We start from the raw sequence: 14,864 nt of genomic DNA, 5'->3' as shown, positions 1-14,864 counted from the left end.
CCCCTCCGGCTGGCTTAAGGTGTCCAGAACCGGACGGAGGGGGCCGAGGACCATGCCCGCGAGCGGAGCTGTGACCCGCAATACTCTGCGCCAGCAGATCGCGGACGCGCTGCGTGACGAAGTGCTCGCGGGCCGTTTGCAGCCGGGGCAGGAGTTCACGGTCAAACAGATCGCCGAGCAGTACGGGGTGTCGGCGACGCCGGTCCGCGAGGCGCTGGTCGACCTCTGCGCGCAGGGGCTGCTCGACTCCGACCAGCACAAGGGCTTCCGCGTCCACCAGTTCTCGGTCGACGACTACCGGGGCATGGTCGAGGCCCGCGCGCTCATCGTGGACGGCGTCTTCCGGCGACTCGCCGACCGGCGGCCGGCCGGCGCCGAGGACGGCGAGCGCGGCGGCCGGTCGCTCCCGGCGCGGGCGCGGGGGGCGGCCCTGGTGCCGGTGCGCCGGTGGGCCGAGGAGGCGGTACGGGCGGCACGCGCCGGTGACCTCGACATCCTCATCGGCTACGACCTGCGGTTCTGGCGGGAGATCGGCGGCTTCCTGGACAACCACTACATCGCCGACTTCCTGCACCGGCTGCGCGTCCAGGCGTGGGTGTTCGCCGTGCCGTACCTGCGCTCCGACGGCAAGCCGCGCGAGTGGCTGTGGAGCGGCCACGAGGACCTGGTCGACGCGGTCGTGCTGGCCGACCCGGACGCGGTGATCGCGGTGATCGACGCGTACAACGCGCACTCCCTGCGGTGGGCCGACCATCTGGAGCGCGCCCGGCGCTGACACCGGGGCGTCCGGGCGCCGGGTTTACGAGACCGTGTCCTGGCTTCTGGCACGGCGGGTGAGCGAATGGGCGCAGGGTGGGTATGGGACCTGCACCGCACGACAACTAACCTGTCCCGGTTGCCCACTTTCGTAGGAGAGCGAGTCTCCCTTGGCCTGTGACCTGTGGTTGGTGCCCCTCGTCGACGTGCTGTGCCACAGCCCCGACAACCCGTTCGCGGAGGAGATCGCCGCGTACGACAAGGCCCTGACGGAAGCCGGCCTGCCGACCGTCCCCGTCTTCGCCTACATGCCGGGCCTGTCCGGCGACGTGGCCCCGGTCGCCGGATTCGACTACGACGCCCTGCACTTCCTGCGCCGGGCCTACCTCCTGCAGATCTGTGGCCTGGCGGTCTCCCCGGTGGACGAACTCGGCGGGGACTACGAGCAGTTGCTGGAGATGTTCGAGTCGACGGCCCAGCAGTCGCACCTGGTCTGGCACTACGACCACGCGGGCGCCTACGTGCCGGTGGACTTCCCCACGCCGCTGTCCAACGACGAACTGCTCACCGGCGGCGGTCCGCTGGGTTCCGCGCAGGGACTGCTGCGCGAACTGGAGTACGTGGCCCCGGCCATCGGCATCGACCCGGCCAACCCGCCGGCCGCCCCGCTGCCCCCCGAGCGGCCCACGTCGCTGGAGGAGCCCGCGGGACCGATCCCGTACGACGAGAGCCCCTTCGCCCGGGAACGCCACGTCTGGCTGGGGCTGCACGCCGCGGCGACGCGGAGCCTGGCCCAAGGCTCCATGATCATCTTCAGTTGACCCGGGGCCACCGCCGGACCGCCCCGCCGGGGGGTCCGAGGGCCGCCGAGGGGGACCGCCGCCGCTAACGCGGCTCCGGCGGCCGCTGCCGGGGCATGTTCGGCCGCGTACCCGGCGGCAGCGGGAAGCGCCCCGCCGCCGGACCGCTCTCCGGCCGCGCCGGTCCCGTTCCCGACGCCTGCGTCACCAGCGGCGCGGGACCGGACCGGAACTCCACCATCCAGTCCGCCGTCTCCGCCCGCACCAGCTCCGTCACGTCCTCCGAGAACCGCCGCAGCACCCCGAGGCACCGCTCGGCCGCCTCGCTCGCCGTGCCCTCCGCCGGACCCAGCACCTCCCGCACGGACTCCGACGCCCAGTCGAACTGGAGCGCCTGCAGCCGCCGCTGCACCGCCTGCGCCGTGGCGACGTCCCGCATCCACCCGGAGGTGAACCCGAAATAGCGGTCGCAGGCCACGCACGCGGCGGCGAGCAGCAGCGACAGGTAGCCCCAGCCCGCCGCGCCCTGCCACGCCCGGGCCAGGTCCAGCAGCGGCAGCGCCGCGCCGACGACCGCGCCCAGCGCGGTGCCACCGCGCAGGACGCGTGCGCAGCGGCGCTTGGCGACCCGGTCGCGCAGGTACCACTCGGCGGTGCGCAGCGCGTTCCCCTCCACCCACCGGTAGAGCTCGTCCAGCCGCTCGGCCGGTTCGCCCCAGTCGCCCAGCGGAAACGGCCGCCCGGCCAGGTCGCCGCCGTACCGCCCGTGGCTCTCGCCGTCCCCCGGGGCGGGCTGCCCGGGCTGCATCTCCGGCTGGCTCACCGGGGCACTCCTCTGCGCTCTGCGTGACAATGCGTAACGTGCCGTAGCGTGCGGTGCGCGCGTGGGTGGTGCGCACCCCCTTTCCTACCGCCGAATGGTGGGTCGGCGGGGGCGGACTCCGGGTATTTCCGCCCGCAAGGGCGTCGTGATCAGGTGCGGGGCGCGCCCGGATCTCACCCGGACGAGTGAAGCGGTGTGGATGGAGCGCACTGCCCGGCGACCACGTAGGCTCGGCACCGAACCGCATTGATCGTCGAGATGCCAGGAGTGACCGTGATTCCCGGTGGTGGCCAGCCCAACATGCAGCAGCTCCTCCAGCAGGCCCAGAAGATGCAGCAGGACCTCGCCCGCGCCCAGGAGGAACTGGCCAGGACCGAGGTCGAGGGCCAGGCGGGCGGCGGCCTGGTCAAGGCCACGGTCACCGGCGCCGGCGAGCTGCGCGGCCTGGTGATCGACCCCCAGGCCGTCGACCCGGAGGACACCGAGACCCTCGCGGACCTCGTCGTGGCCGCCGTGCAGGCCGCCAACGAGAACGCGCAGCAGCTCCAGCAGGACAAGCTCGGCCCGCTCGCCCAGGGCCTGGGCGGTATGCCCGGCCTGGGCATCTGACGCCCGGGCGGGCCGGACGAAGGGCCCATCGCCCCTTCTAAGGCGCACCCGCAGCAACTACCGTAAGCACCACAGCACTCCCGGAGAGGCGTTCCGTTGTACGAAGGCGTGGTTCAGGACCTCATCGACGAACTGGGCAGGCTGCCCGGCGTCGGTCCCAAGAGCGCGCAGCGGATCGCCTTCCACATCCTGCAGACCGAGCCCACCGACGTCCGCCGCCTCGCCCATGCCCTCCTGGAGGTCAAGGACAAGGTCCGGTTCTGCGCGGTGTGCGGCAATGTCGCGCAGGAGGAGCGGTGCGGCATCTGCCGCGACCCGCGCCGGGACGAGGCGGTCATCTGCGTGGTCGAGGAACCGAAGGATGTCGTCGCGATCGAGCGGACGCGTGAGTTCCGGGGGCGTTACCACGTACTCGGTGGCGCGATCAGCCCCATCGAGGGCGTGGGCCCGGACGACCTGAGGATCCGCGAGCTGCTGGCCCGTCTCGCGGACGGCACGGTCACCGAGCTGATCCTGGCGACCGACCCGAACCTGGAGGGGGAGGCCACCGCGACGTACCTCGCGCGGATGGTCAAACCCATGGGCCTGAAGGTCACCCGCCTCGCCAGCGGACTTCCCGTTGGCGGAGACCTGGAATACGCCGACGAGGTCACGCTCGGGCGTGCGTTCGAAGGGAGACGACTCCTCGATGTCTGACGCCACACTCCACGCGCACACGCTGGACCCGGACAGCTTCGCGGTCCAGATCGCCGACTCGATCGAGTCCTTCATCGTCGCCACCACGGAAGTGGCCAGGGGCGACGAGCCCGACAGCGCGGTCCCGTTCCTGCTGCTGGAGGTCTCCCAGCTCCTCCTGACCGGCGGGCGGCTGGGCGCGCACGAGGACATCATCCCGGAGGAGCGGTACGAACCGGACATCGGTCCGGACGTGGACGTGGACGAGCTGCGGCTGCGGTTCGCGGCGCTGCTGGACCCGGTGGACGTCTTCTCCGAGGTCTTCGACCCGTACGAGCCGCGCCGGGCGCCCGTGCCCTGCCGGATCTCCGACAGCCTGGCCGACATCGTCATGGACCTGCGCCACGGCCTCGCCCACTACCGGGCCGGCCGCACCACCGAGGCGCTGTGGTGGTGGCAGTTCTCCTACTTCTCCAACTGGGGCCCGACGGCCTCCGCGGCCCTGCGCGCCCTGCAGTCCCTGGTCTCCCACGTGCGCCTGGACCAGCCGCTGGAGGCGCTGGACGGCCTGGACACGGACGAGGACCTCACGGAGGACGCCCTGGAGGAGGAGGCGGGCCGGGTGATGGCCGAGGAGATCGCGGGCCCGCTGGGTCTGCGTACGGTCAAACAGCCCTAGCCCTGTACAGCCCTGGCCCTGGCCCGGGCCCTGGCCCTGGCCCGGTGAGCCGCCCGGCGCGCTGATGCGGCGGTGCCACCCGGTGTCGCCAGGGTGACGTGGCCGGGTGAGGTGACCCGGTGGGGTGGCCCGGTGACGTGACCCGCCCCACATTCCGCGTACCCGGCCCGTGGGAAGGGCAGGTGCCAGGCGCGAACGGCCGTGAAGCGCCCCCCGGGCAGAAGCGGTGATCACGCAGTGAGCGGGACATCTCACCAAGTGATACGGAGGGGGCGTTTCCCGACCGCTCGCTAGACTGAGCCGACCGCAAACGGACTGAGCGAGGAGCGCACGTGGGCCTTGTCGTGCAGAAGTACGGAGGCTCCTCCGTTGCCGATGCCGAGGGCATCAAGCGCGTCGCCAAGCGAATCGTCGATGCCAAGAAGAACGGCCACCAAGTGGTCGTCGTGGTATCCGCGATGGGCGACACGACGGACGAGTTGATCGATCTCGCCGAGCAGGTATCCCCGATCCCTGCCGGGCGTGAGTTCGACATGCTGCTGACCGCCGGAGAGCGCATCTCCATGGCGCTGCTGGCCATGGCGATCAAAAACCTGGGCCACGAGGCCCAGTCGTTCACCGGCAGCCAGGCGGGCGTCATCACCGACTCGGTCCACAACAAGGCGCGCATCATCGATGTCACGCCGGGCCGGATCCGTACGGCGCTGGACGAGGGCAACATCGCCATCGTCGCGGGCTTCCAGGGCGTCTCCCAGGACAAGAAGGACATCACCACCCTCGGGCGTGGCGGATCGGACACCACCGCCGTCGCGCTCGCCGCGGCGCTGGACGCCGAGGTGTGCGAGATCTACACGGACGTCGACGGCGTCTTCACCGCCGACCCGCGGGTCGTGAAGAAGGCCCGGAAGATCGACTGGATCTCCTTCGAGGACATGCTGGAGCTCGCCAGCTCCGGCTCCAAGGTGCTGCTGCACCGCTGCGTCGAGTACGCACGCCGATACAACATCCCGATCCACGTCCGGTCCTCCTTCTCGGGGCTCCAGGGCACGTGGGTCAGCAACGAACCGCGAGGGGACCGCAAGGTGGAGCAGGCCATCATCTCCGGTGTCGCCCACGACACCTCCGAGGCGAAGATCACCGTCGTCGGAGTGCCGGACAAGCCGGGCGAGGCCGCCGCGATCTTCCGCACCATCGCGGACAACGAGATCAACATCGACATGGTGGTGCAGAACGTCTCCGCCGCGTCGACCGGTCTGACCGACATCTCCTTCACCCTGCCCAAGGCCGAGGGCCGCAAGGCCATCGACGCCCTGGAGAAGCAGAAGGGGCTCATCGGCTTCGAGTCGCTGCGTTACGACGACCAGATCGCCAAGATCTCGCTGGTCGGCGCCGGCATGAAGACCAACCCGGGCGTCACGGCCGGGTTCTTCGAGGCGCTGTCGGACGCGGGCGTGAACATCGAGCTCATCTCGACGTCCGAGATCCGCATCTCGGTCGTCACCCGGGCCGACGACGTCACAGAGGCCGTCCGCGCCGTCCACACCGCCTTCGGCCTGGACAGCGACACGGTCGAGGCCGTCGTCTACGGAGGCACCGGTCGGTGACCGCCCGATGAGCCGCAAACCGACGCTCGCGGTCGTCGGGGCGACCGGGGCCGTCGGTGCGGTGATGCTCCAGATCCTGTCGCAGCACGCCGACGTCTGGGGTGACATCCGTCTGGTCTCCTCGCCGCGCTCGGCCGGCCGCAAGCTGGCCGTGCGCGGCGAGGAGACCGAGGTCCTCCCGCTGGACGAGGCGGCGCTCGAAGGTGTCGACGTGGCCCTGTTCCTGGTACCGGAGCAGGTCGCCGCCCAGTGGGCGCCGGTCGTGGCCGTCAAGGGCGCCGTCGTGGTGGACGCCTCGCCGGCGTTCCGGATGGATCCGGACGTGCCGCTGGTGGTCCCCGAGATCAATCCGCACGCCGTACGGGTCCGCCCGCGCGGCATCGTCGCGAGCCCCGGCTGCACCACGCTGGCGCTGATCGTCGCGGTGGGCGCCCTGCACGCCGAGTTCGGCGTGGACGAGCTCGTCGTCTCCGCGTACCAGGCCGCCAGCGCCGCGGGCCAGGAAGGTGTCGACGCCCTGCGCCGGCAGCTGCGGGTGGTCGCCGGTACGGAACTGGGCACCGGCCCCGGTGATGTGCGCCGCGCCGTCGGTGACGACACCGGCCCCTTCCCGGCCCCGCTGGCGCTCAACGTGGTGCCCTGGGCCGGGTCCCTGCGGGAGGACGGCTGGTCCTCGGAGGAGCTGCGCGTCCGCGGCGAGGTCCGCAAGATCCTCGGGCTGCCGCGGCTGCGGGTGACGGCTACCTGCGTACGGGTGCCCGTGGTGACCACGCACTCGGTGTCCGTGCACGCGCGCTTCGAGCGCGAGGTCACGGTGGCCCGGGCGCACGAGATCCTGGCCACGTCGCCCGGTGTGGTGCTGTACGACGACCCGGCGGCCGGGGACTACCCGACGCCCGCCGACGTCGTGGGCACCGACCCGACGTGGGTGGGGCGGGTGCGGCGGTCGCTGGACGACGAACGGGCCCTGGAGCTCTTCGTGTGCGGCGACAACCTGCGCAAGGGCGCCGCGCTCAACACCGCGCAGATCGCCGAGGCGGTCGCGGCCGAATTCACGGTGGACTGAGCCCGGGCCCTTTGTAGGATCTGTGAACGCCCTGTGATCAAGTCTGCGGTCTGGACCTATTGAACCGGGGCGATGGCATGTTCGACGATGCTCTCTCCCCTCGCCGCAACCGATGGCCGGGCGGGGAGCGTCTATGCGGTCGCCCCTTCGTGCTGCCACGAAACCGGGGCATTGGGGAAGAGCGGGTGCGCATGAGGGCAAACGACGCATCGCCAAAAGCGACGGCGTGCGCGTACAACCCTGACGGGGGGCGGCGTGTCCAACAGGCGTGGCAGAGGTACTCGACATCACAGCGGTCGCCCCGGCGGTGGCGCCGCTCGGCGGCGGCACGCTCGGCGCGGCCGGCACGCTCGGCGGCGCGGTACGCCCGCTGCGGCGGCCACGCCGGCGTCCCGGCGGCATGCCGGTGATCGCTCCCATGCCCGCCGCCCGGCACACCCGCATACCGTCCCAGCGCGAAGGCGCTGACGACACCATGACGATGACCGCGGGTACCACCGTCGACCACCTCACCGAGACCTACCGCGCCCACTACCGGTCGCTGCTGGGCCTCGCCGCGCTGCTGCTGGACGACACCGCCTCGTGCGAGGACGTCGTCCAGGAGGCGTTCATCCGCGTCCACTCGGCACGCAGCCGGGTGCGCGACCCCGAGAAGACCCTCGCCTACCTCCGGCAGACCGTGGTCAACCTGTCCCGGTCCGCCCTGCGCCGCCGCATACTCGGGCTGAAGCTGCTCTCCAAGCCGATGCCGGACATGGCGAGCGCCGAGGAGGGGGCCTACGACCAGCTGGAGCGCGACGCGCTCATCAAGGCGATGCGCGGACTGCAGCGCCGCCAGCGCGAGGTCCTGGTGCTGCGGTACTTCGCGGACATGACCGAGGCACAGGTCGCCGAGACCCTGGGCATATCCCTGGGGTCGGTGAAGGCATACGGCTCACGTGGCATCGCGGCGCTGCGCGTCGCGATGGAGGCCACGGCATGAGTGAGCGCGGGAAGAGACTCGAGCGGTACGGGCCGGACGGGCCTTTGAACGACCGGACTGGGAACGGGATTGTGAACGACAGGCCGGACAAGGACTTCGACGGGCCCGGCTCGCCGCGCGGCCTCGGCAGGCCGGATGAGCCGGGCGTGACAGCCGCAACCGGCGGACCGGGTGAACCATGTGAGCCGGGGGGAACGGCCGGCCCCGGCGGACCGGGTGGCCCGGACGGACCGGGCGGCCGGGGTGGACCGTGGGGTCCGGGCGGCCCCGGTGGACCTGGCGGACCGGGGGACGGCTCCGAGGACGACGGCGAACTGGCGCTGCGCCGCATGCTGCAGGGCGCGGTGGCGGACCTGCGGCCCTCCGACGGCGCCCTGGACCACCTGCGCAGGGCGGTCCCGGCACGGCGGGCGCGCAAACGCCAGGCCCTGGTGGGGGTGGCGGCGGCGGTCCTGCTGCTGGGCACCGCCGTACCGGCCTTCGTCCATGTCGCGAACTCCGGCGACACTGCCACGGACCGCCCCGTCAACGCCGGGCACGGCGAGCAGGCGCAGGGCGGCACCGGCGAGCCGAACGGCGACGAGGAGGGCGGGACCGGGACGGACACCACCCCGGGCACCCCCTCGCCAGGCGGCGCCGAGAAGGACCGGGAGGGTCGCGAGAAGCCACAGGAGTCGGCATCCGGCACCTCCGACGGAACGGTCGGCGGCACCGCTGACCCGGTGGTCTCCGCCACGCCGGCCGCGCCGGCCTGTGCGGCGGGCCAGCTGGGTGTGGCCCTGGCCCGGGCGGACGGGCCCGACCCGGAGGGCAAGGTCTACGGCACCTTCCGCATCGCGAACGTCTCCTCCGTGGAGTGCGTCGTCGGCGGCGCCGGGTCGGTCGGCTTCCAGCCGACGGGGGCGGCGGACCCGGCGAAGATCACTGTGGCCGTGCACACGCCGGGCGACCCGGCGAGCGGCCTGCCGGACCCCGGTGGGAAGCCCCCCGAGGCGCTGGTGCTGAAGCCGTCCGGGGCGTACGAGGTGAGGTTCGCCTGGGTACCCGAGGAGACCTGCCCGACGAACGGCGACGGCGGGGGCGGCGGCGGGGCCTCACCCGACCCGTCGCCCTCCACCGACAGCGGTGGCGGCGCGCCGGCCGACGGGCAGGACACCGGCCCGGCGGACACCCAGGCGCAGCTGACCACGGCGGACGGCACCCCGGCCGACGGCGGCGTCACGGTCACCCACACGGCAGCACCGGGCGCCCCCGCGGCGCAGGCGACGGTGCCCAACGCCTGCGCGGGCACGATCTACCACACGGACCCGCTGCCCACGCGGTGACCGCCCGCCGCCCCCAGCCTGCCGGCGTCGCGGCGCGCGGAGCCGGTGGCTCGGGCCGGCCCGTGGCCCAGCCCGGAACCCGGGGTCCGGGCCACCGCCCCGGTGGCCCACGCCTGCCGGCCGGGCCCGGCCGGCAGGGCCCGGCGGCTCAGGTCCGGTCGGCGGGGGAGGCGGCCACCTCGGCGGCGGCCTCCCGGGCCGGTGCCGGGGGTGACACCGCGGCCGGCGCCGCGGCCGTCTCGGGTTCCAGGCCCAGCGCCGCGTCCCGGGCCGCCTCCACCTCGCGGCGGAACAGCCGGAACCACATGAACAGCACGAATCCCGCGAACACGAACCACTCGCCCGTGTAACCCAGGTTCTGGAACGCCTTCAGGTCCAGCCCGCTGCCCTGCGGCGCCGCGGCCGGGACCGGCTTCATGCCCGCCGGGGCGTCGATGAGAGTGATCCAGGCGTCGTAGACGTCGTCCGGCACGATGTTGACCAGGGACGCCGCGCTGATGATGCCGACCTGCCCCTCGGGCAGCCCGCCCGCCGCGCGCACCCCCTTGGAGCCGGCGCTCTCGGAGGCCTGGAGCGCACCGGTGACGGTGACCTCACCGGCCGGCGGGGCGGGCGCCTGGGCGCCGGCCGGCAACCAGCCGCGGACCACCGGCAGCGCCCTGCCCTCGTCGGTGCGCAGCAGGGTCAGGACGTACGACCCGGTCCTGCCGTCCAGCTCCCGGCCAGGGACCAGGAACTGCCGCCCGTACCGCCCGGTCGCCGTGGCGTGACGGCCCGACGTCTCCTTGTCGACCGGGAGCAGTTCGGCCAGCGGCGCCGCCTCCACACTGCCCGGATCGGGGCGCCGCTCCGCCTCCTGGTGGGAGTCGACGCGGTCCTCGAACCTGCCGAGCTGCCAGGTCCCCATGAAGACGCAGAAGGGGATCGCCAGCGCTACGAAGATGTTGATCCCCCACCAGCGGGGCGTCGTCAGGAACCGGTACACACCCCCACGGTACGGAATCCGCTCACCCTACTTCCGGCCGGGGCCCCGGCCGGAAGGGCCCGGCCCCGCGCCGCCACCGCCGTACCCGCCGCCACCCGTGTCCTCCGCCCGGCTACCGGACCGCGCCGCCGCCCCCCTCCAGATGCCGGGCGGCGAAGGCGAGCTCCAGCCGCACCTGCTTGATCCGCTCCTCCACCACCAGCGAGCCGTGCCCCGCGTCGTACCGGTACACCTCGTGCTCCGCGCCCCGCGCCGCCAGCCGGTCCACGTAGTTCTCGACCTGGCGGATCGGGCAGCGCGGATCGTTGACGCCCGCCGATATGTGGACCGGGGCCCGCACCAGGTCCACGTACGTCAACGGCGACGACGCCTCGAACCGCTCCGGGACCTCCTCCGGCGACCCGCCGAACAGCGTGCGGTCCAGGGCCTTCAGCGCCTCCATCTCGTCGTGGTAGGCCGTGACGTAGTCCGCGACCGGGACGGCCGCGATACCCACCGCCCACGCCTCGGGCTGCGTACCGAGCCCCAGCAGGGTCAGATACCCGCCCCACGACCCGCCGGTCAGCACCAGCCTCGCCGGGTCGGCGAGCCCCGACGCGACCGCCCACTCGCGGACCGCCGCGATGTCCTCCAGCTCGATCAGCCCGACCCGGTGCTTGAGGGCGTCGGTCCACTCCCGGCCGTATCCGGTGGAGCCCCGGTAGTTCACCCGCACCACCGCGTACCCGTGGTCCACCCAGGCGGCCGGGCCGGCGGCGAAGGCGTCACTGTCGTGCCAGGTCGGCCCGCCGTGGATGTCGAAGACGGTCGGCAGCGGCCCCGTCGCGCCGGCCGGCTTCTGCACGAGCGCGTGGACGCGGCCGCCAGGCCCGGGCACCCACACGTCCTCCACCGCGACCGACTCCGGCGCCTTCATGCCCGGAGGGTCCAGCACCACCCCGCCGGCCGTCGAACGCACCGCCGGCGGCAGCGCGGCGGACGACCACAGGTACTCCACCGTGCCGTCGGGCCGTGCCGTCGCCCCCGACACCGTCCCGGCCGGGGTGTCCACGCGCACCAGGTCCCCGGTGGCGATCTCGTACCGCCACAGCTCACCGCGCGCCTCGAAGCTGTGCATGATCAGCAGCCCCGACCCGTCCGGGTACCACTCCGCCGACACATCACCGGGCAGGTCCAGCGCCAGGTCCGTCTCCGTCCCCGCCACCACGTCCCAGATCATCGGCTCCCAGCGTCCCCGCCGCTGGTGGCCGACCAGCAGCCGGGTGTCCCCGTCCACCGGCGCGAAGCCGAGCACCGACAGACCCAGCTCGCGGGTACCGCCCTCGGTGTCGTCCAGCTCGGCCACCACGCCACCGTCCGGCCGCAGTACCCGCAGCGCCGAGTGCATGGCGTCACCGTGCTCGGTGTGCTCGACGGCGATCAGCGTGCCGTCGTGCGAAAGGTCCCCGACCCCCGCCGACTCCCGGTGCCGGTAGATCTCCACCGGCGGCAGCCCGGGCCGCACCAGATGGACGGTCGAACCGTCCTCGTCCGTGGACCGGCCGACCACCGCCGTGCCGTCCCGCCCCATCGCCAGCCCCGACGGGTACGACGGCTCGAGTCCCGGCGCCGCCGGCACGTCCTCACCGCCGGTGAACGGCTGGCGCATCCAGATGCCGAACTCGTCGCCGTCGGTGTCCGAGAACCACCAGATCCACTCGCCGTCGGGCGACAGTACGCCGTCCGTCGTCCCGTTCGGCCGGTCGGTGACCTGCCGCTGCTCACCGCTGTCCCGGTCCCAGGCGTACAGCTCGTACGTCCCGCTCGCGTTGGACACGAACAACGACCGGGCCGGCGCCTGCTCCGCCCAGTCGGGCAGCGACACCCGGGCGGCCCGGAACCGCTTCTCCCAATCGGGCATGACGGCGTCTGTGTCAGTGGTGGTCTCAGTCATGCCCCCATGATGCTCTGCCGCGCCCACATTCCGTCAGCACGGTCCTCAGCCTGTGGACAACTCCCGGACGGGACGGCGGACACCGTCAGGTCCACTCCACCCCCGCGCCGCACCACGGCCGCCCCCACCGCCGCCCAGTGGGCCTCAGCGCAGCGCCGGCGGGGTGTCCTCGGCGCACAGCGCCCAGATGACGAAGACGCCGACCGCGATCGAGATGACGGCCCAGACAGGCTGGTACGGCAGCCAGATGAAGTTTACGATCACCGCCAGCGCGGCCAGCGCGACCCCGGTCGCCTTGGCCCATCCCGCCCCCGCCAGGACGCCCGCGCCCACGGCGGCGACCACCAGCCCGAGCACCAGATGGATCCAGCCCCAGGCGGTGACGTCGAACTCGAAGACGTACGCACCGACGCGTTCGTACACATCGTCCTCGGCGATGCCCGCGATGCCCTGGAGCATCCCCAGCACCCCCTGCACCAGCATCAGCACCCCGGCGAACATCGCCCCGCCCGTCGCCCACGACGACGACCCGCCGCCGCCGGAGGGGGCGGTGTGATGGGCGTACGCGTGGTGCCCCGGGCCCCCGCCGCCCGCGCCTGCGTCACTCATGCCGCCCCTCTCCGTCCGATGCGTCCAGCCGACGCTCCGAGCCTGCGCCCCGCCATCGCCCCCGGCGACCGGGAGCGGCCCACCCGGGTGACCCGTCGAACCCCGGTCACGGCACTGTCCCGGCGGCCCGGGCGGTCGATACACGCCCTGTTGGAACAGTCGCGTCGCGCTTTACGGTCGTTACTCCGGGTGCGAGGGGGAGCGGAGCGTCGCAGCCCAGCTGTTGCTGCTGACCGAGCGCGGCTGGCGGCTGCTGGTCGACCGGCGCTGGCCGGGAACGCGTGCCGCCAACGTGGACATGCTGCTGGTCGGGCCCGGTGGCGTCTTCGTCGTCGACGTCAAGAACTGGCGGGCCGCCCCCGAGATCTCCGGCGGGCGGCTCTGCGCCGGCGGCGAGTCCCGGCACGAGCACATACGCGGACTGCTGGCGGTGACGAAGGCCGCGGAGGGCGCGGTCGCGGCCCTGGGGCTCTCCCCCGTGGCGGTACGGCCGGTCATGGTGTTCGCGGGCCGGCGCTTCGACGCCGAGGTGGGCAGGGTCCGGCCGCTCGGGGAACGGGAGGTCGGACCGGTTCTGCTCGCCGAGACGCACCGGCTCCGGACCGCGCAGGTCCGGGCGCTGGCCGATCACTTGGAGAGGGTCTTCCCGGAGTACGAGTTCGGCGGTCGGGCGCACCGCGCTCGGCCGGGAGCCGGTGACAGGCAGCGAAGCCGATGGGCTCTTCGACCTGGACGGACTGCGTGAGGCGGCCCTCGCCGAAGCGCGCCGGGCCCCCATCGAGCGGTGGATGACCTTTCTCCACCCGGATCAGGTCGCACTCGTCCGGCGTGACCACGAGGGCCCCGCCCGGATCAGCGGCCCCGCCGGCACGGGCAAGACGGTGGTCGGCCTGCACCGAGCGGCGCATCTCGCCCAACGCACCGGCGGACGCGTCCTGTACGTCACCTTCGCCAACAACCTGCCCCGGGTCCAGAGAACCTTCCTCAGGGCCATGGCGCCGGTGCTCTCCGACCGGGTGGACTTCCGCAGCCTGCACTCCTGGGCACAGGAGTACCTGCAAAGTCGCGGCGTCCCGGTGCGCCTGCACGGGGACAAGGCCGAAACGGCCTTCAGCCTCGCCTGGAAGCACGTAGGCCGGGAAAGCTGCCTCGCCGAGATCGACGCCATGCCCGGCTATTGGCGCGAGGAGATCGACTACGTCATCAAAGGGCGTGGCCTCACCACCTTCGAGGAATACGCCGCCGTACCGAGGCGCCGACGCCGCACTGTGCTGCGCAGGACTCACCGGCAGGCGGTGTGGGCGCTGTACGAGGCGTACGAGCGCACCCGGGAAGTCGATGTGACGTACCACGAGGGCGAGGTGGTCCGGGTGACGGCCAAGACCTTGGAGGAGCACGACCGGGCCCTGGTGGACGCCCTGCGCTCCCTGCCCCCGCAGGCCCGGGCGGACACCGCGGTCCTGTGCCCGTCCAAGGGCGCCATCGGCCACTACCAGGGCCTCCTGACCCGAGCCGGCCTCCCCGTGTGCCTCCTGGAGCACTACGACGGCAGCCCCGCCGAGGGCGTGAAGCTGGGCAGCTACCGCCGGGCCAAGGGGCTGGAGTTCAAGCGGGTACCTCCCGAGGTACGACGCCGTCGCACCGAGAGGTGCCGAAGCCCCCGAGACCCGGTCCGAACGGGAACAACTCGCTCGCAGCCAGCTCTTCGTGGCCATGACCCGGGCCCGCGACGTGCTCTGGCTGGGCAGCGTGAACCCGGACCAGCGCCCTCGGGAGGGCTTCCCCCGCCGGGAAGGACCGGCATGCCGACCCGCACCCGAGACGCCCCTCCCGGAGGGCGGTCAGTGAAGGATCGCGGCGGTCGCTGAAACCAGGGTCAGCCTCTCGTGTGGCGCTCGGTCCGGCGAGGCGGGGACACCAGGACCCGGAAGTCCCAGCGCACGCCAGCTCTGCCGGCGCGTTCCGGGACGGCCGTGACCGAGGAGGTCCACCGGATCAGATCCGGCCCGTCATCCAGA

General features: G+C 72.9%; 15 protein-coding genes. 11 read left to right on the top strand and 4 right to left on the bottom strand.

From position 1 onward, the window contains the following. The first annotated feature begins 52 nt into the window (after positions 1 to 52). Positions 53 to 775 (top strand): GntR family transcriptional regulator, encoded by a 723-nt coding sequence (locus AB0H53_RS15750; RefSeq protein WP_362112361.1) that lies wholly within the window; start codon positions 53 to 55, stop codon positions 773 to 775. A 151-nt stretch (positions 776 to 926) separates the two neighbouring features. Then, complete coding sequence (locus AB0H53_RS15745) at positions 927 to 1,577, top strand: hypothetical protein (protein WP_362112358.1); 651 nt, start codon at positions 927 to 929, stop codon at positions 1,575 to 1,577. Between the two features lie 64 nt (positions 1,578 to 1,641). Here AB0H53_RS15745 and AB0H53_RS15740 read toward each other — a convergent pair whose 3' ends face one another. After that, entirely contained in the window at positions 1,642 to 2,364 is a 723-nt protein-coding gene (locus AB0H53_RS15740; RefSeq protein WP_362112472.1) for an SLATT domain-containing protein, read from the bottom strand. A gap of 288 nt (positions 2,365 to 2,652) precedes the next feature. Between AB0H53_RS15740 and AB0H53_RS15735 the strand changes: the two genes are divergently transcribed. The 7 genes from AB0H53_RS15735 (at position 2,653) to AB0H53_RS15705 (ending at position 9,319) form a co-directional block, all read left to right on the top strand. Next, complete coding sequence (locus AB0H53_RS15735) at positions 2,653 to 2,988, top strand: YbaB/EbfC family nucleoid-associated protein (RefSeq protein WP_362112469.1); 336 nt, start codon at positions 2,653 to 2,655, stop codon at positions 2,986 to 2,988. Positions 2,989 to 3,084: 96 nt separating this feature from the next. After that, positions 3,085 to 3,684: a recombination mediator RecR gene (gene recR / locus AB0H53_RS15730; RefSeq protein ID WP_362112355.1), complete on the top strand. Its 600-nt coding sequence runs from the start codon at positions 3,085 to 3,087 to the stop codon at positions 3,682 to 3,684. Beyond that, positions 3,677 to 4,342 (top strand): DUF5063 domain-containing protein, encoded by a 666-nt coding sequence (locus AB0H53_RS15725; protein ID WP_362112353.1) that lies wholly within the window; start codon positions 3,677 to 3,679, stop codon positions 4,340 to 4,342. Before recR ends, AB0H53_RS15725 begins: the two co-directional genes overlap by 8 nt. A 332-nt stretch (positions 4,343 to 4,674) precedes the next feature. Then, on the top strand, positions 4,675 to 5,946 hold the full coding sequence (locus tag AB0H53_RS15720; protein ID WP_362112350.1) for an aspartate kinase: 1,272 nt from the start codon (positions 4,675 to 4,677) through the stop codon (positions 5,944 to 5,946). Positions 5,947 to 5,953: 7 nt separating this feature from the next. Continuing rightward, positions 5,954 to 7,012 carry an aspartate-semialdehyde dehydrogenase gene (locus AB0H53_RS15715; RefSeq protein WP_362112347.1) on the top strand — a complete coding sequence of 353 codons (1,059 nt, stop codon included), beginning with the start codon at positions 5,954 to 5,956 and terminating at the stop codon, positions 7,010 to 7,012. A gap of 400 nt (positions 7,013 to 7,412) precedes the next feature. After that, positions 7,413 to 7,994 carry a SigE family RNA polymerase sigma factor gene (locus AB0H53_RS15710; RefSeq protein ID WP_362112466.1) on the top strand — a complete coding sequence of 194 codons (582 nt, stop codon included), beginning with the start codon at positions 7,413 to 7,415 and terminating at the stop codon, positions 7,992 to 7,994. A gap of 329 nt (positions 7,995 to 8,323) precedes the next feature. After that, the gene (locus AB0H53_RS15705) at positions 8,324 to 9,319 is read left to right on the top strand and encodes a hypothetical protein (protein ID WP_362112345.1); all 996 of its coding nucleotides are present in this window, start codon (positions 8,324 to 8,326) and stop codon (positions 9,317 to 9,319) included. Positions 9,320 to 9,467: 148 nt separating this feature from the next. On the opposite strand, the gene AB0H53_RS15700 is transcribed toward AB0H53_RS15705, so the two are convergent. The 3 genes from AB0H53_RS15700 to AB0H53_RS15690 all read right to left on the bottom strand — a co-directional run bounded on the left by AB0H53_RS15700 (position 9,468) and on the right by AB0H53_RS15690 (position 12,738). Continuing rightward, positions 9,468 to 10,304: an SURF1 family protein gene (locus AB0H53_RS15700; protein WP_362112342.1), complete on the bottom strand. Its 837-nt coding sequence runs from the start codon at positions 10,302 to 10,304 to the stop codon at positions 9,468 to 9,470. Positions 10,305 to 10,416: 112 nt separating this feature from the next. Next, positions 10,417 to 12,237, bottom strand: a complete 1,821-nt coding sequence (locus AB0H53_RS15695) for a prolyl oligopeptidase family serine peptidase (RefSeq protein WP_362112339.1) — start codon at positions 12,235 to 12,237, stop codon at positions 10,417 to 10,419. 144 nt (positions 12,238 to 12,381) lie between these two features. Next, positions 12,382 to 12,738, bottom strand: coding sequence for a hypothetical protein (locus AB0H53_RS15690; protein ID WP_362112463.1), 357 nt, complete (start codon positions 12,736 to 12,738; stop codon positions 12,382 to 12,384). Between the two features lie 331 nt (positions 12,739 to 13,069). On the opposite strand from AB0H53_RS15690, the gene AB0H53_RS15685 reads away from it, so the two are divergent. Continuing rightward, positions 13,070 to 13,591 carry a nuclease-related domain-containing protein gene (locus AB0H53_RS15685; protein ID WP_362112336.1) on the top strand — a complete coding sequence of 174 codons (522 nt, stop codon included), beginning with the start codon at positions 13,070 to 13,072 and terminating at the stop codon, positions 13,589 to 13,591. After that, positions 13,542 to 14,714 (top strand): hypothetical protein, encoded by a 1,173-nt coding sequence (locus tag AB0H53_RS15680; protein WP_362112333.1) that lies wholly within the window; start codon positions 13,542 to 13,544, stop codon positions 14,712 to 14,714. Before AB0H53_RS15685 ends, AB0H53_RS15680 begins: the two co-directional genes overlap by 50 nt. The last annotated feature ends 150 nt before the right edge of the window (positions 14,715 to 14,864 follow it).

The sequence above is a fragment of the Streptomyces sp. NPDC050856 genome, assembly GCF_040653855.1.
Classification (GTDB): domain Bacteria; phylum Actinomycetota; class Actinomycetes; order Streptomycetales; family Streptomycetaceae; genus Streptomyces.
The sequence above is the reverse complement of the archived record's forward strand: the minus strand, read 5'-3'. Positions and strand labels throughout refer to the sequence as shown.